This is a genomic window from Rhodococcus parequi, assembly GCF_046042785.1.
Taxonomy (GTDB): Bacteria; Actinomycetota; Actinomycetes; order Mycobacteriales; family Mycobacteriaceae; genus Prescottella; species Prescottella parequi.
Genome location: NZ_JBDLNV010000005.1, coordinates 361,404 through 387,963 on the forward strand (window position 1 = coordinate 361,404; position 26,560 = coordinate 387,963).

Genomic DNA, 26,560 nt, shown 5'->3' on the forward strand with positions numbered 1-26,560 from the left:
GCGGTCATTCTCCACGACGATTGGGCTACCGCGAGTATCTGAATGCTGTTAGTTTCTGTATATGACGTCGAGTGACACACATCTCAGTCGTGGCTTGGTGATCGGATGCGGGGGAACGCTGGGGGCCGCGTGGACCGTCGCCGCGCTGGTCGCGGTCCGCGACGCGCTCGGGTGGGATCCGCGCGACGCGGACGCCTTGGTCGGCACGTCGGCGGGGGCCGAACTCGTCGCGATGCTCGGGAGCGGTATCGGCGTCGACGAGATCCTCGCGATGCAACTGGGGGAGCCGACGCATCCAGTGCTGTCGCACCACCTCGAGGGCGCGCCGGGCCGATTCCCGCCGCTACCGCGATCGCGACCGAGTGCACCCGGCCTGCTGCGCCGCGCAGTGCCCACCACGACCCGGTTGAGCGGGTTGCTGCCGGAGGGCCGCGGCGACGCGGACTGGCTGGACCGCCTGGCCACTGGCGTCGCGGACTCCGGCGGGTGGGTAACGCATCCCCGGACCTGGATGGTCGCGATGGATGCGGCGAGCGGCGAGCGGGTGGCGTTCGGCGCGCAGGGGGCACCGAACGCGACGCTCTCGGAGGCGCTGCGGGCGTCGTGGGCCATCCCGGGATGGATGCCGCCCGTCCCCATCGGCGGCCGGCGGTACATGGACGGTGGTGCGTCGTCCACCGCGTCGGCCGATCTGCTGGCCGGACACGGACTCGACGAGGTGATCGTGCTGGCGCCGATGGCCTCTCGCGGCCGGATACCCGGTCGTGGGCCGGCGATTCTCGAACGTCTGGTGCTGAGGAACTGGATGAGCGCCGGACTCGACGCCGAGTGCGCGGCGCTGGAGGCGTCCGGCACCCGTGTGATCCGAATCGACGCGACCGCCGAGGATCTCGCCGTGATGGGGCCCAACTTCATGGACGACCGACGCCGACTCGGCACCCTCGAACACTCGCTGCGCAGCACCCGCACCGCGGTGCAGCGCGCCCTCGCGACAGGAGTTCGTGCATGACCCGCCACCACGAGGTGATCGTCATCGGCGCCGGAATCTCGGGCATCGGCGCCGTGATCCGGCTGCAGCGCATCGGCATCGACGACGTCGTGATCCCCGAGAAGGCCGACTCGCTCGGCGGCACCTGGCGTGACAACACGTATCCCGGGTGCGCGTGCGATGTCCCGTCCGCGCTGTACTCGTACTCGTTCGCGCCCAACCCCGGGTGGAGTCGACTGTTCGCGGGCCAGCACGAGATCCGCGAGTACATCGAGCGGACCGCCGCCGAACACGATGTGCACGACCGCGTCGAGTTCGGCACCGAACTGCTGCGGGCCGAGTGGGACGAGAAGGCGCTCCGGTGGGTACTCGAGACCAGCGCGGGCACCTTCACCGCCAATGCGGTGGTCGCGGCCGCGGGACCGTGGAATCAGCCTCTCGTCCCCGACATTCCGGGGCTCGACGGGTTCACCGGCGAGGTGTTCCACTCGTCGCGCTGGAACCACGACTACGACCTGTCGGGTAAGCGGGTCGCCGTCGTCGGGACGGGAGCGTCGGCCGTGCAGTTCGTCCCGGAGATCGCGCCGACGGTGGGGGAACTGCACCTGTACCAGCGCACCGCGCAGTGGGTGCTGCCCAAGCCCGACACCGCGTTGCCCGGCCCGGTCCGCGCGGTGATCGGAGCCGTACCCGGGGCATTGAACGCTCTGCGCCGCGTCCAGTACGGGCTCATGGAGGCGCTCGGTGTCGGCTTCCGCAACCCGTGGATCCTGCGGGTGATCCAGCAGATCGGCCGGGCGCAGCTGCGGGCGCACATACGGGATCCGAAACTGCGCCGGTCGCTCACTCCCGACTACACGCTCGGCTGCAAGCGGTTGCTGATGTCCAACACCTACTACCCCGCGTTGAATCGGCCGAACGTCGAGGTACATGCCAATGCCGTGCGGGAGGTGCGCGGCAACGTCGTGATCGGCGCCGACGGGCAGGAGCGCGAAGTGGACGCCGTCATCTTCGGCACCGGATTCCACATCCTCGACATGCCCATCGCCGGACGGGTGTTCGACGGTCAAGGCCGCAGCCTGGGAGACCACTGGAAGGGCAGTCCGCAGGCCTACCTCGGCACCACCGTCGCCGGATTTCCCAACGCGTTCGTGCTGCTGGGCCCCGCGCTGGGCACCGGGCACACGTCGGCGTTCATGATCCTGGAGGCTCAGCTCGACTATCTGACTGCCGCGATCGGCGCCGCGCGCTCGGCCGGCTGGACCCGGATGGAGACCCGCCCCGAGGTGCAGGCGGCGTTCAATGCGGAGGTGCAGCAGGCCCTCGCCACCACCGTCTACAACGCCGGTGGCTGCCAGAGCTACTTCCTGGACGTCAACGGCCGCAACAGTTTCAACTGGCCGTGGTCCACCGGACGAATGCGGGAAAGGCTGCGGCGCTTCGACGAATCGGCCTACCTGACATCGACGGAGGTGTCGTCATGAGCAGCTACCCCGAGATCGACCTCGGCGGCGCTCGGGTCCTGGTGACCGGCGCCGGGCGCGGTATCGGCCGGGCCACCGCGGCGGCATTCGTGGCCCGCGGCGCCGTAGTCGCGCTCGCCGATATCGACCGGGGTGCCGTCGAATCCACCGCAGACGGTCTCGGCACCGCGCACGTGCTGGATGTGCGGTCGCGGGTGTCGTGGGAGGCATGCGTCGCGGAGGTGGGGCCGATCGACATCCTCGTCAACAACGCCGGCGTCATGCCGGTCGGTGGCTTCCTCGACGAGTCCGACGCGACCGGCGAGATGACGATCGACGTCAACGTGTGGGGGCCGATCCACGGGATGCGGGCCGTGGTGCCCGGCATGATCGAGCGCGGACGCGGGCACGTCGTGAACGTCGCATCGCTGGCGGGGAAGATCGCGATCCCGGGACTGGCCGTCTACAACGCGAGCAAGTATGCGGCCGTGGGTCTCTCGGCAGCAGCACGGCTCGAGTTCGCCGACCACGGGGTGAGTGTCTCGGCGGTGCTGCCGAGCGCGGTGCGCACGACGCTCACGTCCGGCATTCCGCTCGGCAAGGGCCTGCCCACCGTCGACCCCGAGGACATCGCCGACGCCATCGTGCGCACCGTCCGCACCCGCCGTGCCGAGACACCCGTCCCGGGGTACCTCGCGGCCCTCGATCTGGGACTCGCGGTGGCGCCGGAGCGGCTGATGCGCGTGATCCGACGGGCCGTCGGCGGCGAGCGGGCGCTCACCCGCGTCGACCCGACGGCGCGGGCCGACTACGACGCGCGGCTGCGGCGGGGCGAGCAGACCGGCTAACCGAACTCCACGCCCTGCGCGAGGGGCAGTTCGTCGGAGTAGTTGACGGTGTTGGTAGCTCGGCGCATGTACGACTTCCAGGCGTCCGAGCCGGATTCGCGCCCGCCCCCGGTGTCCTTCTCGCCGCCGAACGCGCCACCGATCTCGGCGCCGGACGTCCCGATGTTGACGTTCGCGATGCCGCAATCGGAGCCGTCGGCGGCGAGGAAGCGCTCGGCCTCGCGCTGGTCGGTGGTGAAGATCGCCGACGACAACCCCTGCGGGACACCGTTGTGCAGTTCGACGGCCTCGTCGAACGTGTCGTACGCGAGCACGTACAGGATCGGTGCGAACGTCTCGGCGCGCACGATCGTGGTCTGCGCCGGCATGCGGACGAGCGCGGGCGTGACGTAGAACGAGCTTCCGCCGCCGACCCGCTCACCGCCGGTCACCACGACGCCGCCGTCGGCGCGTGCGGTGTCGAGCGCGGAGTGCATGGCGTGCAGCGCCGCCCCGGAGATCAGCGGCCCCACCAGGACGCCGTCGTCGAACGGGTTGCCCACGGAAAGTTGCCGGTACGCGTCGGCGATCCGGTTCGTCACGTCGTTCACGATCGACCGGTGCACGATCAACCGGCGCAGCGTCGTGCACCGCTGGCCCGCCGTGCCGGCGGCGGCGAAGACCACGGCGCGCACCGTCAGATCCAGGTCGGCCGACGGCGTGACCACCGCGGCATTGTTGCCGCCCAGCTCCAGCAGGCAGCGACCGAAGCGGGCCGCCACCCGCGGCGCCACCGCACGCCCCATCCGAACCGACCCCGTCGCACTCACGAGCGCGACCCTCGGGTCGTCGACCAGTTGCTCGCCCACCACCGCCGTCCCGAGGACCACGTGGTGCAGGCCGTCGGGGGCGCCGGTCTCGGTGGCCGCCCGGCGCAGCAGCGCGTCGCACGCGATCGCCGTGAGCGGGGTGGTCTCGGACGGCTTCCACACGACCGGATCGCCGCACACCAGTGCCAGCGCGGTGTTCCACGACCACACCGCGACAGGGAAATTGAACGCCGAGATCACCGCGACCACCCCGAGCGGATGCCACGTCTCCGACAGCCGATGGCCCGGCCGCTCCGAGGCGATGGTGCGTCCGTACAGCTGACGGGACAGCCCGACCGCGAACTCGCAGATGTCGATCATCTCCTGCACCTCGCCGAGGGCCTCGGAGCGGATCTTGCCCGCCTCCAGGGTGACGAGATCGGCCAGGTCGGTCTTGTGGTCGGAGAGGAGTTCGCCCAGTCTCCGCACCACCGCGGCCCGCTTCGGGGCGGGAACGGTCCGCCAAGTGGGGAACACTTCGGACGCGCGCCTCACCGCCGCATCCACGTCGGCGGTCGTGCTCGGGTGCAGGAACGCGAGGACCGAGCCGTCGATGGGCGTGCGTGCCGAGATCGGGGCCGGCCCCGCGTCGCCGGCGATCTCGGGAAGCGTTGCACCGCAACGACCGAGCGCCGCGATCGCACGGTCCGCCAACAGGCCGGTACCGGGAAGTGTCATTGTTCGGGTCCTCTCGACTGCTCCTGCTGACGTCGGTACAGCTCGTACGGATCGTGGATGTCCCGGCCGATCGCCGCGGCCAGCGAGGCGCGGGAGAAGTCGGTGCCGGACTCTCCGGCCGACGCAGCGGTGGCGGTATCGGTGCCGGTGTCCAGATTCGAGCGGAAGATGCCGGCCGCGGACTTCGGCAGGAAGTCCTCGTAGACGATGGGTTCGCGCACCCCGGCGTGGTACGTGAAGTAGGCGGCGTCGTGTTTCTCGAGTTCGTCCTCCGACGCCGGGAAGCGCCTGTCCCACAGCCCCTTCGTGTTCGACGGATCCGTGTCCAGCAGGTCGTCGTAGAGTTCCCGCCCGCTCGGCGTGAGCGCGATGCCGCGGGCCTCGACCTCACCGAACCGCACCCGCAGTTCGCCATCGGTGACCGAGCCGTCGGGCAGCGCGAAGCGGCGCGGTTCGGCCAGCGCCCGGAACGACGTCTGCCGCAGCAACACCGCCGGACCGTCCCACCGCGGCGGACCCTGGATCCGGTCGATCATCGCGATGCCGCGCGCCGACATCCGTGCGTACAGGTCGTCGATGTCGAGTACCCGCGGCGTCAGGTGGTTGATGTGCGTGCTGGTGACGCCGCCGATGTCCGCGGCCACCGCGGACACCTTCTCCAATTCGCGGTACCAGCCCACGTCCACCGGCTCGTGCGACAACTCGAACACCGCCGTCGCGAGCGCCACGAATCGCTGCGCCTGCGGCTCGTCGAGGCCGCCGTCGTCCGCGGCCCGGCGGGCCAGCGACAGCAGCACGTCGGGGAACAGGCGCCGCCGCGACAGGAAGCCGTCGAGTCGGCGCTGCAGGTCGGCGTCGAAGAAGCGCCGATCGGACGTCGTGAGCATCGACGTGAACACCCGGAACGGATTGCGGGCCAATTCGTCGGGGTCGACGGGGCGGAAGGCCGTCGACACCACCGGCACCGGGGGAGTGGCGTCGCGCAGGTCGTAGAAGCCCACCGGGTACATACCGAAACCGGCGAACAGCACCGCGACGTCGTGCATCTCCGCGGGCGTCCCCACCCGGATCGCACCGTGCCGTTCGGCCGTCACTCGCGAGATGCTGCCGAGGCGCTGCGCGGTGTCCGGGTGCGCGGCCAGATGGTCCGCATTGACCTGTGCGGTGACGTCTACCAGCGTCGTGTATTCCGGAACCTCGCGGCCGTACATGCGAGACAGCGCCGCAGCGAATCTCGACCGTAGTTCGTGGATTTCGGCCATCGCCCCTCGATCGTACGAGCCTCGAAGGCCGGACGTGGGCCGGAAGGCTGACGTAGCCTTTGGACATGAGCACCGCGGTCCGCCCCGCGGCCGGTGACTCGGATCTGCCGGCCGGGCGAGTGCACGACGTCCTGCGAGCGCACATGCTCGCGGACGGGTTCGATCTGGTCCTCGACCTCGAGGCGTCCCGCGGTGTGAGCGTCGTCGACCAGCGGGACGGCACCGCATACCTGGACATGTTCGGGTTCTTCGCGTCGTCGGCGCTCGGCATGAACCATCCGGCGCTCGCCGACGACGGTCAGTTCCGCCACGAACTCGCGACCGCCGCGATCAACAAGCCCAGCAACTCCGACGTCTACACCGTCCCGATGGCGCGGTTCGTCGACACGTTCGCGCGGGTGCTCGGCGATCCGGCGTTGCCGCACCTGTTCTTCGTCGACGGCGGCACCCTCGCCGTGGAGAACGCGCTCAAGGTCGGGTTCGACTGGAAGAGCCGCCGCAACGAAGCCGCCGGGCGAGATCCATCGCTCGGCACGCGGGTGCTGCACCTGACCGAGGCGTTCCACGGACGCAGCGGCTACACGCTCTCGCTCACCAACACCGACCCCACCAAGATCGCGCGGTTCCCCAAGTTCGACTGGCCGCGGATCGACGCGCCGTACCTCGCCGACGGGCGGGACGTGGACCACGCCGAGGACCGCGCTCTCGCACAGGCCCGGCGGGCGTTCGCCGAGCATCCGCACGACATCGCGTGCTTCGTCGCCGAGCCGATCCAGGGGGAGGGCGGCGACCACCACTTCCGGTCCGAGTTCTTCGCGCGCATGCACGAACTGTGCGTCGAGCACGACGCCCTGCTGGTCTTCGACGAGGTGCAGACCGGCTGCGGGCTCACCGGCACCGCATGGGCGTACCAGCAGCTGGGCGTCACCCCCGACGTCGTCGCGTTCGGCAAGAAGACCCAGGTGTGCGGAATCATGGCCGGCGGCCGCGTCGACGACGTCCACGACAACGTCTTCGAGGTGAGCTCGCGGATCAACTCGACGTGGGGCGGCAACCTCACCGACATGGTCCGGGCCCGCCGGATCCTCGAAGTGATCGAGGAGGACCGGCTGATCGACCGCGCCCGGCTGTTCGGCACGCACCTGCTGCGCCGGCTCGAGGATCTCACCGCCGCGCACGTCGCCGTCACCGAGCCACGGGGCCGCGGACTGATGTGCGCGATCACGCTGCCCACAGCCGCGTATCGGGACCGGGTGGTGATGCAGTTGCGGGAGCGCGAGCACGTGCTGTTCCTGGCGACGGGGGAGCGAGGAATCCGCTTCCGCCCGCCGCTCACCGTGACCATCGCCGAACTGGACGCGGCCGTGGACGCGCTCGACCGGGTGCTCACACGGGTCGGCTCGTAGGGACCGAAGTCCCCGATACCAGGTGTTTCGTCCCACATCGGTGGTGCGCCGGGCGGGTTCGCCGCCGCGCCTCGTTACGATTGTCGAGGTCTATCGAGGAGGCAGACGAGTGCAGATCACCAGCGTCGGACACGCCGGATTCCACATCCAGACCGAAGCGGGGTCGATTCTCTGCGACCCGTGGGTGAATCCCGCGTACTTCGCGTCGTGGTTCCCGTTCCCGGACAACACCGGTCTCGACTGGGACGCGCTCGGCGACGTCGACTACCTGTACGTCTCGCACCTGCACAAGGACCACTTCGATCCGGAGACACTCACCAAGCACGTCAACAAGGACGCGACCGTCCTGCTCCCGGACTACCCCGTGCCGGACCTCGAGCGCGAACTCCGCAAGCTGGGCTTCACCAAGTTCTTCGAGACCGAGGATTCGGTCAAGCACACGGTGAGCGGTCCCAAGGGCGACCTGGACGTCATGATCATCGCGCTGCGCGCACCCGCCGACGGCCCGATCGGCGACTCCGGACTGGTCGTCTCCGACGGCGAGACCGTGTGCTTCAACATGAACGACGCCCGGCCCGTCGACATGGATCCGATGCTCGAGGCGTTCGGCAAGATCGACATCCACCTGCTGCAGTACTCGGGCGCCATCTGGTACCCGATGGTCTACGACATCCCGGCCGGCACCAAGCGCAACTTCGGCAAGCAGAAGCGCCAGCGCGGCATGGACCGCTGCCGCAGCTATATCGAGCAGGTCGGTGCCACGTGGGTGGTGCCGTCAGCCGGTCCGCCCGTGTTCCTCGACGACGCGCTGCGCGACCTGAACGACGATCACGGCGACGAGGGCAACATCTTTCCCGACCAGATCGTGTTCCTCGAGCAGATGAGGATCCACGGCAACGACGGCGGGCTGCTGATGATCCCCGGCTCGACCGTCGACATCCACGGCGACAAGGCCGCGCTCGCACACCCGATCCCCGATGCCGACGTCGAGAAGATCTTCACCGACAAGGCCGCCTACATCGAGGACATGGCGCAGCGCATGGCGCCGGTGATCGCCGCCGAGAAGGCCGCGTGGGCGCCCGCCGAGGGCGAGCCCCTGCTCGGACCGCTCAAGGCCAAGTTCGAGCCGATCATGGCGCAGTCCGACGTCATCTGCGACGGCATCGGCTACCCGGTGGGACTCGTGATGGGCGACGAGACCGTCGTCCTCGACTTCCCGAACCGCACGGTCCGCGAGCCGCAGGACGGCGCCGGCAAGTACCGCTACGGCTTCCGCATCGCGCCCGAACTGGTGCGCACCGTGCTGCGCGACGACGAGCCGGACTGGGTCAACACGATCTTCCTGTCCACCCGCTTCGAGGCGTGGCGTGTCGGCGGCTACAACGAGTTCCTCTACACGTTCTTCAAGTGTCTCACCGACGAGCGCATCGCGTATGCCGACGGCTGGTTCGCCGAGGCCCACGACGATACCGCGTCGATCGAGGTGGGCGGCTACGAGATCCAGCGCCGCTGCCCGCACCTCAAGGCAGACCTGAGCAAGTTCGGCGTCGTCGAGGGCTCGAACCTGACGTGCAACCTGCACGGCTGGCAGTGGGACCTCGAAACCGGACGCTGCAAGACGTCCAAGGGCCACGAACTGCGATCGAAGAAGCTGGGCTGACGCACCCACTCACACGACACGGGCCCGCCCGCCGAGACTCCGAGCAGCCTCGGCGGGCGGGCTCGTCTAGATTCGGGCGCATGACGTCAATCCCCGGCGCGACGCCCGGCGCGAGCATCCCGATCGAGTCCGTTCCCAACCTGCGCGACATCGGCGGCTACCGCACGCGCGACGGAGCCACCATCCGTTTCGGGCACTACTACCGCTCGACGGACCTCAGCAAGATCACCGTCGACGACGCCCCGCGTCTGGCCGACCTCGGCCTGGTGACGGTCTTCGACCTGCGCACCCACTCCGAGCGCGAGGCCGCGCCGGACCGGGTACCGCCGTCCGCCCGCGAGGTCCCGCTCGACGTCCTCGCCGACAAGGCGCTGCGGTCGGTGCCCGCGCAGATGCAGGCCGTGATGTCGGATCCGTCGATCGCGGTGTCGATGCTCGGCGAGAACAAAGCACTCGACTACTTCCTCGGTAGCTACCGCGACTTCGTGACCCTCCCGAGCGCCGTCGCGTCGTACCGCACCCTGTTCACGGATCTGGCGGCGCGCGACAACCTGCCTGCCCTCGTGCACTGCACCACCGGCAAGGACCGCACGGGCTGGGCGACGGCGTCGCTGCTGCTCCTGCTCGGCGTGGACGAGGACGACGTCTTCCACGAATACCTGCTCACCAACGAGCAGTTGCTGCCGGCGTTCGCGTCGATCTTCGACAAGTTCACCGCCGCCGGCGGCGATCCGGAACTGCTGAAGCAGGTCCTGGGAGTGCGGCCGGAATACCTCCAGGCGGCGTTGGCGCAGATGCGGGAGAAGTTCGGCTCGATCGAGGGCTACTTCGCCGACGGCCTCGGCATCGACGTCGCGGGGCAGGACGCGATCCGCGCGCACCTGCTGGAGGGCTGAGAGCGGTTCAGACGGGGATGCGCAGTGGCCGCGCCAACACCCGCGCGGCCACGAGACCGATGACGATGCCGACGGCGTCGGCTGCCGCATCCCAGATCGAGCCGCTGCGCTGGATCGGCAGCGCGCCCTGCAGCACCTCCGACACCGCGGCGAACACCAGCAGCCAGGCCGCGGTCCACGCGACGCCGATGCGGGCGTAACGGGACGTCAGTGCGAGCGCCGCGAACATCAGCGCATGAGTGACCTTGTCGCTGTTCTCCGGTCCGCTCGGGACGGTGGAACCGGGGGAGAACAGCATCACGAGCACGATCACCGTGGCGATCGCGAGCGGCACGTAGCGCGTGTCGAATCGGTCGAGCATCGGCGTCAGTGTCCCGTGACCGCGAGGCCGAGCGCGCCCTCGGCGAAACGACGGACGGCGTCGGTGGCCACCGCGAGGGCGTCGTCGTGGCCGGCGCGTGCCCAACCGCTCAGGACGCCGTCGCCGCCGTCGGAAGTGAGTCCCACTTCGGCGAGCAGTTCACCCGTCGTGGGCTCGCACACCGCCCAGGAAAAGTGCTCCTCGGTCTCCCACTGGCGGGTGCGTTCGGCGACGTAGCCGAGATCGGTGACGCCGCCGTCGCGCAGCGCGGGGCGGTCGTCGACGCGCTCGTCGGCGCGAAGTGCGCGCAGATACCAGGAGCCGGCATTGATCTCGATCGGTTCCATCAGCAGCTGCCGCGTCCTCTCCTGCCGTCCTTGCCGCCGAAGAGGATCGCCGCGGTCGCGGGGATCAGCAGGAAGAACAGCCAACTGTTGTCGATCGGCACCACGAAGAACAGTGCCAGCGCCACGAACGGGATCACCGCCATGACGGTGTTGCGCCACGTCTTCTCACGGTCGGCGTCCTCGGGTTCCGGAGCGACCTTCGACGGCGTGGACGGTGTGAGCGACGGCAGATCGGAGAACACCGTGTCCAGCTGTCCGCGGGTGGTGGCCGCCGCGATCTGCCCACTGCGCTCGTCGAACTCGGTGACGGTGAGCCGTCCGTCGGAGAAGTGCTGCGTCAGCGCCTCGAGCGCGTGTTCGCGTTCGGCGGTGCCGATGCGGATCTCCGGAAGGTCGGACATGACGTAAAGACTACTGCCCGAACAGCACTGTGCGCGCCTCGCGAATCCGCGAGGCGCGCACAGTGTGAAGCAGTGGGTTACCTACCGAGACGTCACTTCAGCTCGGCGAGGACCGTGCCCTGCGTGATGGCGGCGCCGGCCTCGACCGCGAGACCGGTGACGACACCGGCCTTGTGCGCGGTGACCGGGTTCTCCATCTTCATGGCCTCGAGGACGACGATCAGATCGCCCTCGGCGACCTCCTGGCCCTCCTCGACGGCGACCTTGACGACGGTGCCCTGCATCGGAGCGGTCACGGCGTCACCCGACGCGGCACCGCCACCGGCGCCACCGCGCTTGCGCGCCTTCGGCTTCTTGCGGATCACGCCGGCCGGGGCGCCGCCCGTGCCGATCGAGAACGCACCGGGCAGCGAGACCTCGACGCGACGGCCGCCGACCTCGACGACGACCGACTGACGGGGCAGGTTCTCCTCGTCGTCGGCCACGGCACCCGAACCGGCGAACGGCTCGATGGTGTTGTCCCACTCGGTCTCGATCCACTTGGTGTAGACCTCGAAGCCCTCGCCGTCGCCGATGAACGCGGGGTTCTCGACGATGTGGCGGTGGAACGGGATGACCGTGGCGAGGCCGTCGACCTCGAACTCGGCGAGCGCACGCGCGGCACGCTGCAGCGCCTGCTCGCGGTTCTCACCCGTGACGATCAGCTTGGCGAGCATCGAGTCGAACTGGCCGCCGATGACGTCGCCCTGGACGACACCCGAGTCGACGCGCACGCCGGGGCCCGTCGGCTCCTTGTAGACGGTGATGGGGCCGGGGGCGGGCATGAAGCCACGGCCGGCGTCCTCGCCGTTGATGCGGAACTCGAAGGAGTGGCCGCGCGGGGTCGGATCCTCCTTGATGCTCAGCTCCTCGCCGTTGGCGATGAGGAACTGCTGGCGCACCAGGTCGATGCCCGCGGTCTCCTCGGTGACCGGGTGCTCGACCTGCAGGCGGGTGTTGACCTCGAGGAACGAGACCGTATCGCCCTGGACCAGGTACTCGACGGTGCCGGCACCGTAGTAGCCGGCCTCCTTGCAGATGGCCTTGGCGGACGCGTGGATGCGGGCGCGCTGGTCGTCGGTCAGGAACGGCGCGGGGGCCTCCTCGACGAGCTTCTGGAAGCGGCGCTGCAGCGAGCAGTCACGGGTACCGGCGACGACGACGTTGCCGTGCTTGTCGGCGATGACCTGGGCCTCGACGTGGCGGGCCTTGTCCAGGTACTGCTCCACGAAGCACTCGCCGCGACCGAAGGCGGCGATGGCCTCACGGGTGGCCGACTCGAACAGCTCGGGGATCTCCTCGATGGTCTGCGCGACCTTCATGCCGCGACCGCCACCACCGAAGGCCGCCTTGATCGCGACCGGGACGCCGTACTGCTTGGCGAACTCGACGACCTCATCGGCGTTCTTGACCGGATCCTTGGTGCCGGCGGCCATCGGAGCCTTGGCGCGCTCGGCGATGTGGCGGGCGGTGACCTTGTCACCCAGGTCGCGGATCGACTGCGGCGAGGGGCCGATCCAGATCAGGCCAGCGTCGATGACGGCCTGCGCGAAGTCGGCGTTCTCGGACAGGAAGCCGTAGCCGGGGTGGATCGCGTCGGCGCCGGACTTCTTCGCGGCGTCGAGGATCTTGTCGAACACGAGGTAGGACTCGGCCGACGTCTGACCGCCGAGCGCGAAGGCCTCGTCAGCCAGCTTCACGAACTGTGCGTCCGCATCCGGCTCGGCGTAGACGGCGACGCTTCCGTAGCCGGCATCCTTCGCAGCTCGGATGACCCGCACAGCGATCTCGCCGCGGTTGGCGACGAGCACCTTCGTGATCTGCGCGCTGGCTTGAGTGGGCACTGAGCCTCCTGTGTTTCGCATGGTCTGTCCCCGTGGATCACCTGTGGGGTCACCGGCGGGTATCTGTTGGCATCTCATCGGAGTGTATGCATCAATCCGATAGACGATGTAACCGGATAGCGCTTACACATTAAGGGCTCGGTTCGGCATCGCAACCCTACTGATCAGTAGTGGGACCTGTGCCGGCGACGGCGGTCGGCATGTTCGCCCGGACGGGTTCGGTGGCCGCGACGACGTCGAGCATCGCTCGGCGTGCACGGTGGAGGAACAGCATCACGCTCTCGGTCGCGGTGTCGGTTCCCGGGAATCGTGCGGAGACGTTGAGTCCGTGCGGGGTCCGGTTCACCCAGATGTACACGTCGTGGGTGTAGTGGCGGCTGCGGAGCGCCCGCGCGTGGACCTCCGGCCACTGCTGGGCCATCGGGACGAAGCGGACATCCATGAACGAGACGACGAACCGTGGCCGGATCGGCGTCCGGAGGATTTCCTCGACGCGCGCGAACGGCACCTTCGCCGCAGGCTTGGTGAGCGAGATCGCAGCCGACGCCCGCGCGGCGGCCTCCGCGAAGTCGGCCACGCCGGCGATGTCGAACTCGATGGGAGCCAGTCCCACGAACCAGCCCAGCGACGTGGCCCAGTTCGGATCGTTGCGGGTATGCACAGGAGTGACGGTCCGAAACACCGTGTCGCCGCTCAGTTCTGCACCGGCCTGAGCCAGGCACGCCAGGACCCCGGCGAAGAAGTTCTGCCCGACGCGGTGGCACGCGGTGTTGAACGCGGCGGCCTGGCCGGCGTCGAACACCCACTCGGACACCGCCCGCTGCGCAATCCGTTCCGCCGGGCGCGGGCCCAGATCGAGCGGGAAATCCGACAGCCGGCCCTTGCTGCGTGAAAACGCCGAACGCCAGCACTCGACGGCGGGGTGCGTGTGGTCGATCGCCGACGCGGTGGCGCGTTCCTCGGAGCCGAAATCGATGTAGCTTCCCGCCGGCACCAGCAGCGACGGCCTCCCCGTCAGCGCCTCCGTGTAGAGACTGGTGATCTCGTGCGCCACCAGCACCACGGACAGTCCGTCGATGATCGAATGGTCGGCCGCGAAGAACACCGTGCACTCGGGCTCCGGATCGGAGTGCTCGAGCGTGACGAACAAGTACGCGGGCCAGCGGTGCGGCGAGGTGAGCTCGTCGAACAGGTCGTGGACCCGCTCGTAGACGGTGTCCGCATCGAACTCGAACTCGTGCCGGACCTCGTCGAGTTCGATGCCGGCCGGATCGATCGTGCGGCGCGTGATGCGCCCGTCGTGGCCGAGCGCGGCATGCGTGCGCAGCGGTTCGTGGCGCTCGATCCACATCCCGACAGCGGTGCGGAAGGCGTCGTGGTCGAACTCTCCGGGGATGCGGAACGCGGCACCGAGCCACGACTCGCGGCCGTCGTCGTGGGTGCCGTCGGCGGTGCGGCGCAGGTGCGCCTCGTGGATGTACGACGCCGGACGGGCGTCGTCGGCCCACCCCGACGTGGCTTCGGGTAACCACTCGGTGAGCATGCCGGGGGAGATCGCGTAGTCCGCGAGCTCGGTGAATTCCATCGTGGAGAATCCAGTCTCTTGTCCCGCCGCGGTGGCGGCGGTGAAGATCGTCACAGTGAAGTTGTCGGGAAGGGTCGCTCCCCGGTGGGTGATGCAGCGGAAGGGTACCGCTCAGTTGCGCAGGTGACGCTTGATGCGGGCCAGCATCGCGCTCATGCCCCGCAGTCGTAGGGGGCTCACCGCGTCGGCCAGCCCCAGGTCCGAGTAGAAGTCGTCAGGAACGGCGAGAATGGTTGCGGCACTGTGTCCGTCGAGTCCCTGATGCAGAATCGACGCGAATCCGCGGGTGGTCGGCGCCTCGGCCGGCGCGCTGAAGTGCAGGCGCACCTTCTCCGGGTCCGAGTCGTCGACGAACAGGAACAACGGCGACTGGCACTCGGGCACCGGCTCCATCGCGTCCTGCTCGAGCTCGGCCGGCAGCGGCGCGAGTTCGCGGCTGAACTCGAGCAGCAACTGCAGCTTGTCCTGACCGTCGACGGCGGCGAAGTCGTCGACGATCTCGGCAAGGCTCTCCGGCAGGCTCACGATGCGGCCTCCACGGCGGTGCCCGGCACGGTGCCCGGCTGATCGCCCTTGACGATGGGGACCCGCACGACGTTGCCCCACTCGGTCCACGAACCGTCGTAGTTCCGGACGTTCGGGTACCCGAGCAGGTGCGTCAGCACGAACCAGGTGTGGCTGGAGCGCTCGCCGATGCGGCAGTACGCGACGACGTCCTCGTCGCGGGAGAAGTCCGCGTAGATCTCCTCGAGTTCCGGCCGGCTGCGGAAGCGGCCGTCGGGGGCGGCGGCCCGCGCCCACGGGATCGACACCGCGGTCGGGATGTGCCCGCCGCGCAGCGCACCCTCCTCCGGGTAGTCGGGCATGTGGGTGCGCTCGCCCGTGTACTCCTGCGGCGAGCGGACGTCGACCAGCGGCCCGCGGCCCAGGTGCGCCAGGACGTCGTCCTTGAACGCCCGGATCGAACTGTCGTCGCGCTCGACCACCGGGTAGTCGGTGGGGGCGGGCGTCGGGACGTCGAACGTGGTGTCGCGGTTCTCCGACAGCCAGGCATCGCGGCCGCCGTCGAGCAGGCGGACGTCCTCGTGGCCGAACAGCGTGAACACCCACAGCGCGTACGCCGCCCACCAGTTGCTCTTGTCGCCGTAGATGACCACGGTGTCGTCGCGGGAGATGCCCTTGCGGCTCATCAGGGCCGAGAACGCCTCGCCGTCGATGTAGTCGCGCGTGACCGGATCGTTGAGGTCCAGGTGCCAGTCGATCTTCACCGCGCCCGGGATGTGACCGATGTCGTAGAGCAGGACGTCCTCGTCCGACTCGACGACCTTCACGCCGGGGGCTCCCAGATTGATCGACAGCCACTCGGTCGACACGAGTCGCTCCGGATGGGTGTACGCAGCGAATGCGGGATGGGGATCGGGCGCGACGGGCACGGGTGGGCTCCTGAGGCATGCGTGGGTGGAGGGTTGTCCACCCACGATTCTAAGTGGTCGCCCGTTCGGGAGCGTGATCGAGATCGCTGCGGCTACCGGCGAGTACTGTCGGGCACCGTGACGAGCCCCGACGACCACCGCGCGGAACTGGCCACCCGTGCCGACGTCGATCGTCTGTTGCGGACCTTCTACGAGCGCGCCATGCGCGACCCACTGCTCGCCCCCGTCTTCGAGACCCTCGCCGTCGTCGGTCTCGAGCAGCACCTGCCGGTGGTCGGGGACTTCTGGGAACAGATCTTGTTCCGGACAGTCAGATATCAGGGCCACTTCGGGCCCGTGCACGAGGCGCTGCACCGGCAGCACGATCTCACCGACGAACGGTTCGAGCGGTGGTTGGCGTTGTGGTGCGACACCGTGGACGCGTCATTTGCCGGTGTCGACGCGGAACGAGCCAAGTCGAAGGCCCGCGCGATGGCAGCGGCGCTGCAGCGCGCCCGGAACTAGCGGAGCGGCGTCAGCGCGCCAGGGAGTTGGCAGCCCACAGTTCGGCGATCGAGACGCCGACGTCGGAGAGCAGTCGCCGCACCAACGGGAGACCGATCCCGATGACGCTCGACGGATCGCCCTCGAGCTTCTCCACGAACCAGCCGCCGAGGCTGTCGAGGGTGAAGGCGCCGGCGACCTTCAACGGCTCACCGGACGCGAGATATGCCTCGAGGTCCTGGTCCGACGGCGACGCGAAGTGCACGACGGTGCCACTGTGATCCGACGCGTCGGCGACGACCGCGCCGTCGGAGAGGCGAAGGACGCTGTGCCCGGTCAACAGGGTCGCGCTGCGGCCGGCCATCGAGCGCCAGCGGCGTCGGGCGACGTCGACCGTGTGCGGCTTGCCCTGGAGTTCGCCGTCGATCAGCAGCATGGAATCGCAACCGATCACGACGGCATCGGTGATGCCCTCGGCGACGAGCGAGGGGACCACGTCGCGGGCCTTGGCCTCCGCGAGGGTGGTGACGACCGTGTCGGGGGCGGCGGACGGCCCCAGACGGTCGATGATCGCGTCCTCGTCCACGCCGGAGACGCGGACGGTGGGCTCGACCCCGGCGCCCCGCAGCACGGACAGCCGTGCCGGGGACGCCGAGGCGAGAACCAGGTGGGTCACTCGTGCAGCCGTTCGATCAGAACGGGCGCGCGGCGACCGGGGTGCCGAACGAGTACGGCGAGAACGGCGCGTGCCCGCGATGCATGCGGGTGGGCGCGCCCCACGTCTCGGGCGGCAGGCCGTCGTCGGACGGTTCGGCCGAGGCCGCCGCGGCGGCGCACAGGACCGCGACCACGGCTGCGACGTCCGCATCCGTCGGGTTGCCCTTGACGACCTTGATCAGCGGCGACTGCGGGCCCGCTGCGACATCGGGCTCGAGTCCGGCGACTGCTTCGGCCAACGCGGCTCCTTCGAGCGAGGACGCATCCAGCAGCTCGGCGTCGGTGAGCACTTCTTCCCGGGTCGTCGCTGTCATAGGGGGATGTTCCCATGCTTCTTGGGCGGAAGGGAAACCATCTTGCGCTCGAGCAGACGCAGAGCGGAGACGATCTGTCCGCGGGTGTGCGACGGCGGGATGACCGCGTCGATGTAACCGCGCTCGGCCGCAACGTACGGGTTCACCAGGGTGTCCTCGTACTCCTGCTGCAGCTTCAGGCGCAGCGCGTCGACGTCCTCACCGTTCTTGGCGGCCTCGAGGAGCTGCTTGCGGTAGACGAAGCCGACGGCGCCGGACGCGCCCATGACCGCGATCTGCGCGGTCGGCCATGCCAGGTTGACGTCGGCGCCCATGTGCTTGGAGCCCATGACGTCGTACGCGCCGCCGTACGCCTTGCGGGTGATGACGGTGATCTTGCCGACCGTCGCCTCGCCGTACGCGTACAGAAGCTTCGCGCCACGGCGGATGATGCCGTTGTATTCCTGCTCGGTGCCGGGGAGGAAGCCCGGGACGTCGACCAGGGTGATGATCGGGACGTTGAACGCGTCGCACGTGCGGACGAAGCGCGCGGCCTTCTCGGACGCGTCGATGTCCAGGCAGCCCGCGAACTGGGTGGGCTGGTTCGCGACGATGCCGACGCTGCGGCCGTCGACGCGGCCGTAGCCGACGATCACGTTCATGGCGCGGCCGGCCTGGACCTCGAGGAACTCGTCGTCGTCGAGGATGCGACGGATGACCTCGTGCATGTCGTACGGCTGGTTCGCCGAGTCCGGGATCAGCGTGTCGAGTTCGCGGTCCTCGTCGGTGAGCGACTCCTCGATCGATCCGACGATCGGATCGGACGGGGCCAGGCGCGGGGCCGCGGCCTGGTTGTTGCTCGGCAGGTAGGACAGCAGGTCCTTGACGTAGTCGAGTGCGTCCTGCTCGCCGGAGGCGACGTAGTGCGCGACACCCGACTTGGCCATGTGGGTCCGGGCGCCGCCCAGATCCTCCATGGTGACGTCCTCGCCCGTGACGGTCTTGATGACGTCGGGGCCGGTGACGAACATCTGGCTGGCCTCGTCGACCATGACCACGAAGTCGGTCAGCGCGGGGGAGTAGACGTGTCCACCGGCGGCCGGGCCCATGATCAGGGAGATCTGCGGGATGACACCCGAGGCCTGGACGTTGCGGTGGAAGATCTCGCCGTACAGGCCGAGCGAGACGACGCCCTCCTGGATGCGCGCGCCGGCACCCTCGTTGATGCCGATCAGCGGGCGGCCGGTCTTGAGCGCCAGGTCCATGACCTTGACGATCTTCTCGCCGTAGATCTCGCCGAGCGAGCCACCGAACACGGTGGCGTCCTGGCTGAAGACGCAGACGTCGCGGCCGTCGATGGTGCCGTAGCCGGTCACGACACCGTCGCCGACGGGACGGTTGTCGGCGAGGCCGAAGTTGGTGCTGCGGTGCCGGGCCAGGGCGTCGAGCTCGACGAACGAGCCCTCGTCCAGGAGGGCGTGAATGCGCTCGCGCGCCGTCAGCTTGCCCTTGGCGTGGACCTTCTCGACGGCTGCTTCGCCCATGGGCTGCATTGCCTGCGCCTGGCGGTTACGCAGGTCAGCGAGCTTTCCTGCCGTCGTGTGGATATCCGGGGTGTTCGCCGCCTCCGCCGCGGCTGGCTCCTGCACACTGGTCATGGGAAGTGAGCTTAGCCAGGTCTCCCGAGGCCCGTTTGCACGAGGTCGGGTTGCGTTGAATTATTCAACCTAAGCTACTGGCGAGTCACATTCCAAGCGCATCCTAGGCTGGACGGATGTGGACCGATCTGAACCGCCCCCCGCTCGATGCCGGCGTTCTCCGGCGCGCCCTCGTCCGTGACGCCGGCGGCGACCCGGATGCGTTCTGGTCGCGACTGGACGTCGTGTCCGAGACCGGTTCCACCAACGCCGATCTCCTCGCTGCCCCGCGCGACGCCGACTACGCGCGCAGTGTCCTGCTCGCCGAGCACCAGACGGGTGGACGCGGGCGGCACGCCCGGCCGTGGGTGAGCGCGCCCCGTGCCCTGATCACCGTCTCCGCCATCCTCGACATGCCCGGGATGGATCTGTCGGACATCGGTTGGCTGCCGCTGCTCTCCGGTATCGCCGTGATCGACGCGCTGCGGGACATCGCCGGCGTGGACGCGGAACTCAAATGGCCCAACGACGTCCTGATCGGCGGCCGCAAGGTTGCGGGAATCCTCGCCGAGGTGGCGTCCACGGCGCCCGTGCCGACGGTCGTCGTCGGGATCGGCCTCAACGTGACGCTGACGGAGGACGAACTGCCCGTGCCCACCGCGACGTCGCTGCAACTCGAGGATGCGGAGGTCACCGATCGCACCGTTCTGGTGCGGGCGATGTTGCGGGAACTGGCACGGCGGCACCGGGAGTGGGAGGCCGCGGGATGGAAGGTCGACGCGCTGGCCGCGCTGTACCGGGAGAGATGCGGAACGCTCGGCCGCAGGGTGCGGGCCGAGCTTCCGGGCGATCGGGAACTGATCGGGACCGCCACCGACGTCGACGTCGAGGGGCGCATCGTGATCAAGGCGGACGGTGAGTCGCCGGTCGCGGTATCGGCCGGCGACATCACCCATCTGCGCGCTGTGTGAGGCTCACACCCTGTCGGTGTCCCACGTGGAGACGGCCCAGATCACCACGACGCTGAGCGCGATGATGAGGATGGACCACAGCGGGTACCACGGGATCCACAGGAAGTTCGCGATGATCGCCAGTGCGGCGATGACGATCGCGCACACCCGCGCCCATGTCGCGCCGGTCAGCAGCCCGAGTCCGATGAGGACGACGACGATGCCGAGTACCAGGTGGATCCAGCCCCACGTCGTGAGGTCGAACTGGTAGACGTACTCGGGTCCGACGACGAAGAAGTTGTCGTCGGCGAGTGCCGAGATTCCCTGGAAGATCTCCAGGATGCCTACGGTCATCAGAATGATCGCGGCGGCGATCGACGTGCCTGCCGCGAATCCCTGTTTGGCGCCGCCGCCCGAACTATGGGTCGTCGGTGTGCGATCGCTCATCGCAGTTCCCCTTTCGATCGGTCGAGAAACCTCGCTGGAGAGTCGACTGCCCTCAGCGGAATTGTGTCCCCGAACATCCCACCGAACCTCACCCCCGAAGGGTGAAACAGCACCGGGATTTGCTGCTACTTTGACGCTGATCCACGAATTCTCGTGAGGCGGAGGGGAACAGCGATGAGTACACGGAACGACATGTGGGTGGCGGGAGATACCGGTCAATTGGAGACCGCGCGCCGGTTCCTGACCGGGCTGACCGCGGTGTTCGGGCTGCTCACCCTCGGCCTCGGTATCGCGATCCTGGTGTGGCCGAACGCAACCCTGGTTGTGGTCGCGGTCCTGATCGCCGTCCAGGTCTTCGCGTTCGGAATCATCCAGATCGTGCGCTCGTTCGCAGAGGTGAACGCGCCCACCGCGGCTCGCACGCTGACGGGTCTCTCCGGTGCGCTGGCGATCCTGCTGGGATTCCTCGTCCTGCGCAGCCCGTTGCAGACGCTCGTCGTCATCGCGCTCGTCATCGGTGCGTGGTGGGTGTTCCGCGGCGTGCTCGACATCGTCGCGGGAGCCTCCGAGGTCCCCGGCAACCGCGCCGTCGGTATCGTGCTCGGGCTCATCAGCGTCGTCGCCGGCGCGATCGTTCTGCTGCAGCCGGAGTTGTCGCTGGGAGTGTTCGTGATCGTGGTCGGCGTCTGGATGATCCTGTACGGCATCATCGTGCTGGCCGCGGCGTTCCTCGGGCGGCGCGCGAGCTGAACCGGCCGACGAGTCCGGACCTGTCAGACTCGTCGCATGGGATACCCGGAAGATGCACTGGCCGCCGACGAGGAGTTGGTGCTGCATCGGCACCCGCACTGGAAGATGCTCGTCGTCCCGGTGGCGATCTTCGTGCTGTCCGCGGCGATCGCCGGCTACCTGCTGGGGCTCGCGCAGCGGCAATTGAGCGGCGGCGCGGGCCTCGTCGCGTCGATCGTGCTCGTCGCAGCCTGGATCGGGCTGGTGGTGTGGAAGACGCTCGTGCCGGTATTGCGTTGGAAGTCCACGCATTTCATCGTCACCGACCGGCGGGTGATGATCCGGCACGGGGTCATGACGCACACCGGAATCGACATCCCGATGAACCGGATCAGCAATGTCCAGTTCCGGCACGGTCTGGTGGACCGGATGCTGCGGACCGGGACGCTGATGATCGTCGCGTCGTCCGACGATCCGCTCGAGTTCGACGACATCCCGGAAGTGCAGAAGGTGCATTCGCTGCTGTACCGGCAGGTGTTCGACGCGACGAACGATCCGCACGGCGGTGGGTACCCGAATCCGGGGCACGACGGTCGTGGCGGCGCCCCGGACGATCGCCGCGATTTCCGGAATGGCTGGTAATGGGACCGCGCCGACGAAACCGACCGTAGGCTGTCGTCGTGACCGCCGTACTGCTTGCCGAAGATGACGAGGCCATCGCTGCGCCGCTGTCCCGCGCGCTCGGACGTGAGGGCTACACCGTCACCATCGAACAGACCGGGCCATCCGCGCTCGAGCGGGCGCTCACCGGCGAGTTCGAGCTGTTGATCCTCGATCTCGGGCTGCCCGGCATGGACGGCCTCGAGGTCTGCCGACAGCTCCGCGCGCACAGCCTCGACCTCGCGGTCCTCATGCTCACCGCGCGCACCGACGAGGTGGACTTCGTCGTCGGCCTCGACGCCGGCGCAGACGACTACGTCGGCAAGCCCTTCCGGCTCGCGGAACTGATGGCCCGCGTGCGGGCACTGCTGCGGCGCAGCGGCGGCGGCGAGGACGTCGTCGTCGAGGTGGCCGGGATCCGACTCGAACCGGCCGCGCGCCGCGTGCTCGTCAACGGTTCCGAGATCGCGTTGGCCAACAAGGAGTACGAGCTGCTGCGGGTGCTGCTCGAGCACGCCGGCCAGGTCGTGTCGCGCGACACCATCCTGCGGGAGGTGTGGGGCGACGTGGAGCTGCGCGGCTCGAAGACACTCGACATGCACATGTCATGGCTGCGCCGGAAGATCGGCGACGAGGGCGCGGGCGCCGACCGCAAGATCGCGACGGTGCGCGGCGTCGGCTTCCGGATCAACACCGACTAGGGTTCGTCCACCGTGCGTCGCCGAATACTGCAGTCGATCCTCGCCGTCGTCATCCTCACCGGACTGCTGCTCGGCGTGCCGTTGATCTACACCGCATGGCTGTGGGTGGAGGACTTCACCCGAAGCGATCTGCAGGCCCGGCTCGACCGGATGGCCGCGGAGATCATCGTGCAGGAGGGCGCGTCGGGGGTCGTCGAGGACGGCCTCGACACGACGTCACTGCGCCTCGTGGTTCCCGAGGGCGGCAAGCTCGTGGTCGTGTACCCGACGCCACAGGAGGGTGCCGCCCGGCTCGATCTCGGTGCCGACAGGGTGCCGTCGCCGCTCGTCGAGTCGCTGTCGATGGGAACCTCGGGTTCGCTCCGCCTGGAGGTGCCGTCCGAGCGCATGCGCACTCTGCAGAGGCAGGCCGTCGGCGCCGTCACGCTGCTCGTGCTCGCCTCGATCGGCGCCGGTGCCGCGGTCGCCGTGGTCACCGCGAAACGGCTCGCCGACCCGCTCAAGGACGTCGCCGAGCGGGCGGCCCGGCTGGCCGAGGGCGACTTCCGGCCCGACTCGCGGCGTCACGGGATCCCGGAACTCGACCGGGTCTCCGATGTCCTCGATTCCGCGACGGTGGAGATCTCGCAGCGCCTGCAGCGCGAGCATGCGCTGGTCGCCGACGTCTCGCATCAGTTGCGCAGCCGGCTCACCGCGGTGCGGTTGCGCCTCGACGAGCTGTCCGGACATCCCGACCCGGACGTCGTGCACGAGGCCGAGGAGGCGATGGCGCAGGTGGACCGGCTCACGGTCGCCGTCGACGACCTGGTGCGGTCGTCCCGCAACAGCGGCTCGGCCGGCCGCGAACCGGTGTCGGTGGTGGGGGAACTCGCCACTGTCGTCGCGGACTGGCAGGGGCCGTACAAGGAGGCGGGCCGGGTGCTCCGGTTGCGGGGCGAGCCGAGGCTGACGTCGTCCGCCACCGGATCGCGGCTGCGGGAGGCCGTGTCGGTCCTGATCGACAATTCGCTGCAGCACGGCGAGGGCACGTGCACGGTGTCGGTTCGGCTCGCGTCGGGTCCGGCCGGCCGGGGCACCACGAACGACGCCCGGGTGTGCGTGGAGGTCTCGGACGAGGGGGAGGGGGTGAGCGACGAGTTGGCGCCGCACATCTTCGATCGCGGTTTCTCGGGTGCCGGATCGACCGGGGTGGGCTTGGCGCTCGCCCGCGCTCTGGTCGAGGCGGACGGCGGCCGGCTGGAACTGCAGAGGCGTCGGCCCGCACTGTTCGCGCTGTTCCTGGCCCGAGTCGAGGACGATGCGCCGACCCGGGTGGCCGGCATCCACGAACCGCGCTAGCTGCGGGTGGGGTCCTCGCCGGCCAGTTCGGCGGTCTCGGGAGCGTCCGGGACGTCCGGCTGCACGATGCGCTCGTGCTCGCCGGTCTCCTCGGGGAAGACCCACCGCCGGAACGACCAGAACCGGAAGACCATCTGCAGCAGGTTGCCGATGATGTAGTTCAGGACGAAGTCGACGATCAAGATGGTCGTGAAGCTCGCCGACGAGCGGATGTCGAAGACGTTGTTGGCGATCCACAGCGGCGCGGCCGCGATGATGACTCCGATGCCGCTGATCGTGAAGAAGAGCAGCGCCTCGTGGTGGCGTTCGCGGCCACCACGGTGCTTGAACGACCACTCACGGTTGAGGATGTAGCTCAGGATCGTCGCGACGACACCGGAGAAGATCTTGGCGACCACGGGCTTCTGCTCGAGGATCGTCAGGCTCAGCGAGTAGAAGATGGCGAGGTCGACCACCATCGTCGTCCCGCCCACGATCGCGAACTTGATCAACTCGTGGTGGCGAAGGACGACGGCCCGGAAGGGTTGGGGTACTCGGCTCATCGCCGCGTCGACGAAAGACACAACGAAGTATTGTACGAAGCCGCCGACTCGATCGGTGCAGTGGACCGTGATCTATCAGGTTCTTCACAGGTTGCGACGGGGGATGACCTCGGCAGAACTGCTCGCGGACGCACATGACACCATGGTGTGTCGTGACCGGCAAATCTGAATCCGAATCTCGCCCGACCCCTCCGCGCGATCTCCCGAGCGGGATGCCCGTGGTGACGATGATCGGCGGCGGTCAGCTCGCGCGCATGACGCATCAGGCCGCGATCGAGCTGGGCCAGACCCTGCGTGTGCTCGCGGGCAGCATCGACGAGCCCGCCGCGCAGGTGAGCCCCGACGTCGTGCTCGGCAGCCACGAGGATCTCGCCGCGCTGCGCAAGGCCGCTCTCGGATCGAACGCGCTGACGTTCGACCACGAACACGTCCCCACCGAGCACCTCGAGGTGTTGGTGTCCGAGGGCGTCAACGTGCAGCCGCCGCCGCAGGCGCTGGTGTACGCGCAGGACAAGCTGGCGATGCGCCGTAAGCTCAGCGAGATGGGCGCCCCGATTCCGGCGTTCGCCGAGGTCACGTGGGCCGAGGACGTCGTGCGGTTCGGCGCCGAGCACGGCTGGCCGGTCGTGATCAAGGCGGTGCGCGGCGGCTACGACGGTCGCGGTGTGTGGATCACCGACGACTCCGACGAGGCCGAGGCGATCGTCACCGAGCAGCTCGACAAGGGCGTCGCGCTGATGGTCGAGCAGGCGATCGACTTCACGCGGGAGCTGTCCGCGATGGTTGCTCGCTCACCGTTCGGCCAGGGTGCGTCGTGGCCGGTCGTCGAGACGGTCCAGTTGAACGGGCAGTGCGCCGTCGTGCTGGCGCCGGCGCCGCAGCTGTCGCGCGAGCTGGCCGGGGAGGCGGAGCAGCTGGCGCTGCGCATCGCGTCCGAGCTCGGCGTCGTCGGATCGATGGCCGTCGAGCTGTTCGAGACCACCGACGGCGCGCTGATCGTGAACGAGCTCGCGATGCGCCCGCACAACTCCGGTCACTGGACGCAGGACGGCGCACGGACGTCGCAGTTCGAGCAGCACCTGCGGGCAGTCCTCGACTATCCGCTCGGCGATCCGTCGCCCATCGCTCCGGTCACGGTGATGGCGAACGTGCTGGGCGCCCCCGAGGCACCTGCCATGAGCATGGACGAGCGACTGCACCACCTGTTCGCGCGGATGCCCGACGCGAAGGTGCACCTGTACGGCAAGGGCGAGCGCAAGGACCGCAAGATCGGGCACGTGAACGTGCTCGGTGCTGCGTCCGGTTCGATCGACGACCCGGCGTATGTGGCCGCGGTGCGCGAACGGGCCGAGCGGGCGGCGCACTGGCTGTCGCACGCCGAATGGACCGACGGGTGGGACGAGCACGGTCGGTCCTGACCGGGCTCGACGGCAATTCGGAAACGATCACACAGGAACGGACAGCAAGTGACTGAATCGAACGCGCCCCTCGTCGGGCTGATCATGGGCAGCGACTCGGACTGGCCGACGATGGAGGCGGCCGCCGAGGCGCTCGCCGAGTTCGGTGTCCGCTTCGAGGTGGGCGTCGTGTCCGCACACCGCACCCCGCAGCGCATGCTCGACTACGCGCGGGACGCGGCAGAGCGGGGACTCAAGGTCATCATCGCCGGTGCCGGCGGCGCCGCGCACCTGCCGGGCATGGTGGCGTCGGCGACGCCACTGCCCGTGATCGGCGTGCCCGTGCCGCTCAAGTACCTCGACGGCATGGACTCGCTGCTGTCGATCGTGCAGATGCCCGCCGGTGTCCCGGTCGCGACGGTGTCGATCGGGGGCGCCCGCAACGCGGGCCTGCTCGCGGCGCGCATCCTCGGGGCGTCGGACCCCGCCCTGCAGCAGCGGATGGCCGACTTCCAGGCCGGCCTCGAACAGATGGTTCTGGAGAAGGACGAGGCGCTGCGCGCCAAGCTGCTCGGCTGAGCGTCGCGAATCGGGCTCTAGGCTGACG

28 protein-coding genes are annotated in these 26,560 nt (G+C 69.0%); 14 read left to right on the forward strand and 14 right to left on the reverse strand.

The features are described from left to right. Window positions 1-61: 61 nt before the first annotated feature. From ABEU20_RS16205 to ABEU20_RS16215, 3 genes are read left to right on the forward strand one after another with little or no spacing between them, the layout of a single operon-like run. A complete protein-coding gene (locus ABEU20_RS16205) occupies window positions 62-1,009 on the forward strand; it encodes a patatin-like phospholipase family protein (protein WP_420165406.1) in 948 nt (315 codons plus the stop codon). Continuing rightward, window positions 1,006-2,472, forward strand: coding sequence for a flavin-containing monooxygenase (locus ABEU20_RS16210; RefSeq protein WP_420165407.1), 1,467 nt, complete (start codon window positions 1,006-1,008; stop codon window positions 2,470-2,472). Before ABEU20_RS16205 ends, ABEU20_RS16210 begins: the two co-directional genes overlap by 4 nt. After that, complete coding sequence (locus ABEU20_RS16215) at window positions 2,469-3,299, forward strand: SDR family oxidoreductase (RefSeq protein WP_420165408.1); 831 nt, start codon at window positions 2,469-2,471, stop codon at window positions 3,297-3,299. Before ABEU20_RS16210 ends, ABEU20_RS16215 begins: the two co-directional genes overlap by 4 nt. Here the strand turns inward: ABEU20_RS16215 and amaB are convergent. Beyond that, the gene (gene amaB / locus ABEU20_RS16220) at window positions 3,296-4,825 is read right to left on the reverse strand and encodes an L-piperidine-6-carboxylate dehydrogenase (RefSeq protein ID WP_420165409.1); all 1,530 of its coding nucleotides are present in this window, start codon (window positions 4,823-4,825) and stop codon (window positions 3,296-3,298) included. The genes ABEU20_RS16215 and amaB overlap by 4 nt on opposite strands. After that, window positions 4,822-6,087, reverse strand: coding sequence for a 2-oxoadipate dioxygenase/decarboxylase (hglS, locus tag ABEU20_RS16225; protein WP_420165410.1), 1,266 nt, complete (start codon window positions 6,085-6,087; stop codon window positions 4,822-4,824). Before hglS ends, amaB begins: the two co-directional genes overlap by 4 nt. A 65-nt stretch (window positions 6,088-6,152) precedes the next feature. Between hglS and lat the strand changes: the two genes are divergently transcribed. The 3 genes from lat to ABEU20_RS16240 all read left to right on the forward strand — a co-directional run bounded on the left by lat (window position 6,153) and on the right by ABEU20_RS16240 (window position 10,049). Beyond that, window positions 6,153-7,493 carry an L-lysine 6-transaminase gene (lat, locus tag ABEU20_RS16230; RefSeq protein WP_420165411.1) on the forward strand — a complete coding sequence of 447 codons (1,341 nt, stop codon included), beginning with the start codon at window positions 6,153-6,155 and terminating at the stop codon, window positions 7,491-7,493. Window positions 7,494-7,602: 109 nt separating this feature from the next. Continuing rightward, window positions 7,603-9,153: a Rieske 2Fe-2S domain-containing protein gene (locus ABEU20_RS16235; protein WP_420165412.1), complete on the forward strand. Its 1,551-nt coding sequence runs from the start codon at window positions 7,603-7,605 to the stop codon at window positions 9,151-9,153. Between the two features lie 80 nt (window positions 9,154-9,233). Continuing rightward, complete coding sequence (locus ABEU20_RS16240; protein WP_420165413.1) at window positions 9,234-10,049, forward strand: tyrosine-protein phosphatase; 816 nt, start codon at window positions 9,234-9,236, stop codon at window positions 10,047-10,049. 7 nt (window positions 10,050-10,056) lie between these two features. Here the strand turns inward: ABEU20_RS16240 and ABEU20_RS16245 are convergent, their stop codons facing one another. The 7 genes from ABEU20_RS16245 to ABEU20_RS16275 form a co-directional block, all read right to left on the reverse strand. After that, complete coding sequence (locus tag ABEU20_RS16245; protein WP_420165414.1) at window positions 10,057-10,410, reverse strand: VanZ family protein; 354 nt, start codon at window positions 10,408-10,410, stop codon at window positions 10,057-10,059. Window positions 10,411-10,415: 5 nt separating this feature from the next. Then, window positions 10,416-10,757 (reverse strand): hypothetical protein, encoded by a 342-nt coding sequence (locus ABEU20_RS16250; RefSeq protein WP_420165415.1) that lies wholly within the window; start codon window positions 10,755-10,757, stop codon window positions 10,416-10,418. Next, on the reverse strand, window positions 10,757-11,158 hold the full coding sequence (locus ABEU20_RS16255; RefSeq protein WP_420165416.1) for a DUF1707 SHOCT-like domain-containing protein: 402 nt from the start codon (window positions 11,156-11,158) through the stop codon (window positions 10,757-10,759). The genes ABEU20_RS16250 and ABEU20_RS16255 overlap by 1 nt, the downstream gene beginning before the upstream one ends. 92 nt (window positions 11,159-11,250) lie before the next feature. Then, window positions 11,251-13,041, reverse strand: a complete 1,791-nt coding sequence (locus ABEU20_RS16260; protein WP_420165417.1) for an acetyl/propionyl/methylcrotonyl-CoA carboxylase subunit alpha — start codon at window positions 13,039-13,041, stop codon at window positions 11,251-11,253. A gap of 157 nt (window positions 13,042-13,198) precedes the next feature. Further along, a complete protein-coding gene (locus ABEU20_RS16265; protein ID WP_420165418.1) occupies window positions 13,199-14,626 on the reverse strand; it encodes a condensation domain-containing protein in 1,428 nt (475 codons plus the stop codon). 111 nt (window positions 14,627-14,737) lie between these two features. After that, on the reverse strand, window positions 14,738-15,154 hold the full coding sequence (locus ABEU20_RS16270) for a SufE family protein (RefSeq protein ID WP_420165569.1): 417 nt from the start codon (window positions 15,152-15,154) through the stop codon (window positions 14,738-14,740). Then, window positions 15,148-16,059 carry a sulfurtransferase gene (locus ABEU20_RS16275; protein WP_420165419.1) on the reverse strand — a complete coding sequence of 304 codons (912 nt, stop codon included), beginning with the start codon at window positions 16,057-16,059 and terminating at the stop codon, window positions 15,148-15,150. The genes ABEU20_RS16270 and ABEU20_RS16275 overlap by 7 nt, the downstream gene beginning before the upstream one ends. A gap of 117 nt (window positions 16,060-16,176) precedes the next feature. Between ABEU20_RS16275 and ABEU20_RS16280 the strand changes: the two genes are divergently transcribed. Next, window positions 16,177-16,563, forward strand: a complete 387-nt coding sequence (locus ABEU20_RS16280) for a group III truncated hemoglobin (RefSeq protein WP_420165420.1) — start codon at window positions 16,177-16,179, stop codon at window positions 16,561-16,563. Between the two features lie 10 nt (window positions 16,564-16,573). Here the strand turns inward: ABEU20_RS16280 and ABEU20_RS16285 are convergent, their stop codons facing one another. Genes ABEU20_RS16285 through ABEU20_RS16295 form a run of 3 tightly spaced genes read right to left on the reverse strand, consistent with a single transcriptional unit; the run spans window position 16,574 to window position 19,210 of the window. Further along, entirely contained in the window at window positions 16,574-17,218 is a 645-nt protein-coding gene (locus ABEU20_RS16285; RefSeq protein ID WP_420165421.1) for a Maf family protein, read from the reverse strand. 16 nt (window positions 17,219-17,234) lie between these two features. Beyond that, window positions 17,235-17,573 (reverse strand): acyl-CoA carboxylase subunit epsilon, encoded by a 339-nt coding sequence (locus ABEU20_RS16290; RefSeq protein ID WP_420165422.1) that lies wholly within the window; start codon window positions 17,571-17,573, stop codon window positions 17,235-17,237. Then, window positions 17,570-19,210: an acyl-CoA carboxylase subunit beta gene (locus tag ABEU20_RS16295; RefSeq protein WP_420165423.1), complete on the reverse strand. Its 1,641-nt coding sequence runs from the start codon at window positions 19,208-19,210 to the stop codon at window positions 17,570-17,572. The genes ABEU20_RS16290 and ABEU20_RS16295 overlap by 4 nt, the downstream gene beginning before the upstream one ends. A gap of 116 nt (window positions 19,211-19,326) precedes the next feature. Here ABEU20_RS16295 and ABEU20_RS16300 point away from each other — a divergent pair, with 116 nt between their 5' ends. Continuing rightward, complete coding sequence (locus ABEU20_RS16300; protein WP_420165424.1) at window positions 19,327-20,160, forward strand: biotin--[acetyl-CoA-carboxylase] ligase; 834 nt, start codon at window positions 19,327-19,329, stop codon at window positions 20,158-20,160. Window positions 20,161-20,163: 3 nt separating this feature from the next. On the opposite strand, the gene ABEU20_RS16305 is transcribed toward ABEU20_RS16300, so the two are convergent. After that, window positions 20,164-20,586, reverse strand: coding sequence for a DUF7144 family membrane protein (locus ABEU20_RS16305; protein ID WP_420165425.1), 423 nt, complete (start codon window positions 20,584-20,586; stop codon window positions 20,164-20,166). A 174-nt stretch (window positions 20,587-20,760) separates the two neighbouring features. Between ABEU20_RS16305 and ABEU20_RS16310 the strand changes: the two genes are divergently transcribed. Genes ABEU20_RS16310 through ABEU20_RS16325 form a run of 4 tightly spaced genes read left to right on the forward strand, consistent with a single transcriptional unit; the run spans window position 20,761 to window position 24,014 of the window. Then, complete coding sequence (locus tag ABEU20_RS16310; RefSeq protein WP_420165426.1) at window positions 20,761-21,336, forward strand: HdeD family acid-resistance protein; 576 nt, start codon at window positions 20,761-20,763, stop codon at window positions 21,334-21,336. Window positions 21,337-21,372: 36 nt separating this feature from the next. Next, window positions 21,373-21,957 carry a PH domain-containing protein gene (locus ABEU20_RS16315; RefSeq protein WP_420165427.1) on the forward strand — a complete coding sequence of 195 codons (585 nt, stop codon included), beginning with the start codon at window positions 21,373-21,375 and terminating at the stop codon, window positions 21,955-21,957. Between the two features lie 38 nt (window positions 21,958-21,995). Then, window positions 21,996-22,676, forward strand: a complete 681-nt coding sequence (locus ABEU20_RS16320; protein WP_005518651.1) for a response regulator transcription factor — start codon at window positions 21,996-21,998, stop codon at window positions 22,674-22,676. A 12-nt stretch (window positions 22,677-22,688) separates the two neighbouring features. After that, complete coding sequence (locus ABEU20_RS16325) at window positions 22,689-24,014, forward strand: sensor histidine kinase (RefSeq protein WP_420165428.1); 1,326 nt, start codon at window positions 22,689-22,691, stop codon at window positions 24,012-24,014. On the opposite strand, the gene ABEU20_RS16330 is transcribed toward ABEU20_RS16325, so the two are convergent. Further along, a complete protein-coding gene (locus ABEU20_RS16330; protein ID WP_420165429.1) occupies window positions 24,011-24,577 on the reverse strand; it encodes a GtrA family protein in 567 nt (188 codons plus the stop codon). The genes ABEU20_RS16325 and ABEU20_RS16330 overlap by 4 nt on opposite strands. A gap of 113 nt (window positions 24,578-24,690) precedes the next feature. Between ABEU20_RS16330 and ABEU20_RS16335 the strand changes: the two genes are divergently transcribed. Continuing rightward, the gene (locus ABEU20_RS16335) at window positions 24,691-25,974 is read left to right on the forward strand and encodes a 5-(carboxyamino)imidazole ribonucleotide synthase (protein WP_420165430.1); all 1,284 of its coding nucleotides are present in this window, start codon (window positions 24,691-24,693) and stop codon (window positions 25,972-25,974) included. An 84-nt stretch (window positions 25,975-26,058) separates the two neighbouring features. After that, window positions 26,059-26,532 carry a 5-(carboxyamino)imidazole ribonucleotide mutase gene (purE, locus tag ABEU20_RS16340; protein ID WP_420165570.1) on the forward strand — a complete coding sequence of 158 codons (474 nt, stop codon included), beginning with the start codon at window positions 26,059-26,061 and terminating at the stop codon, window positions 26,530-26,532. Window positions 26,533-26,560: the final 28 nt, after the last annotated feature.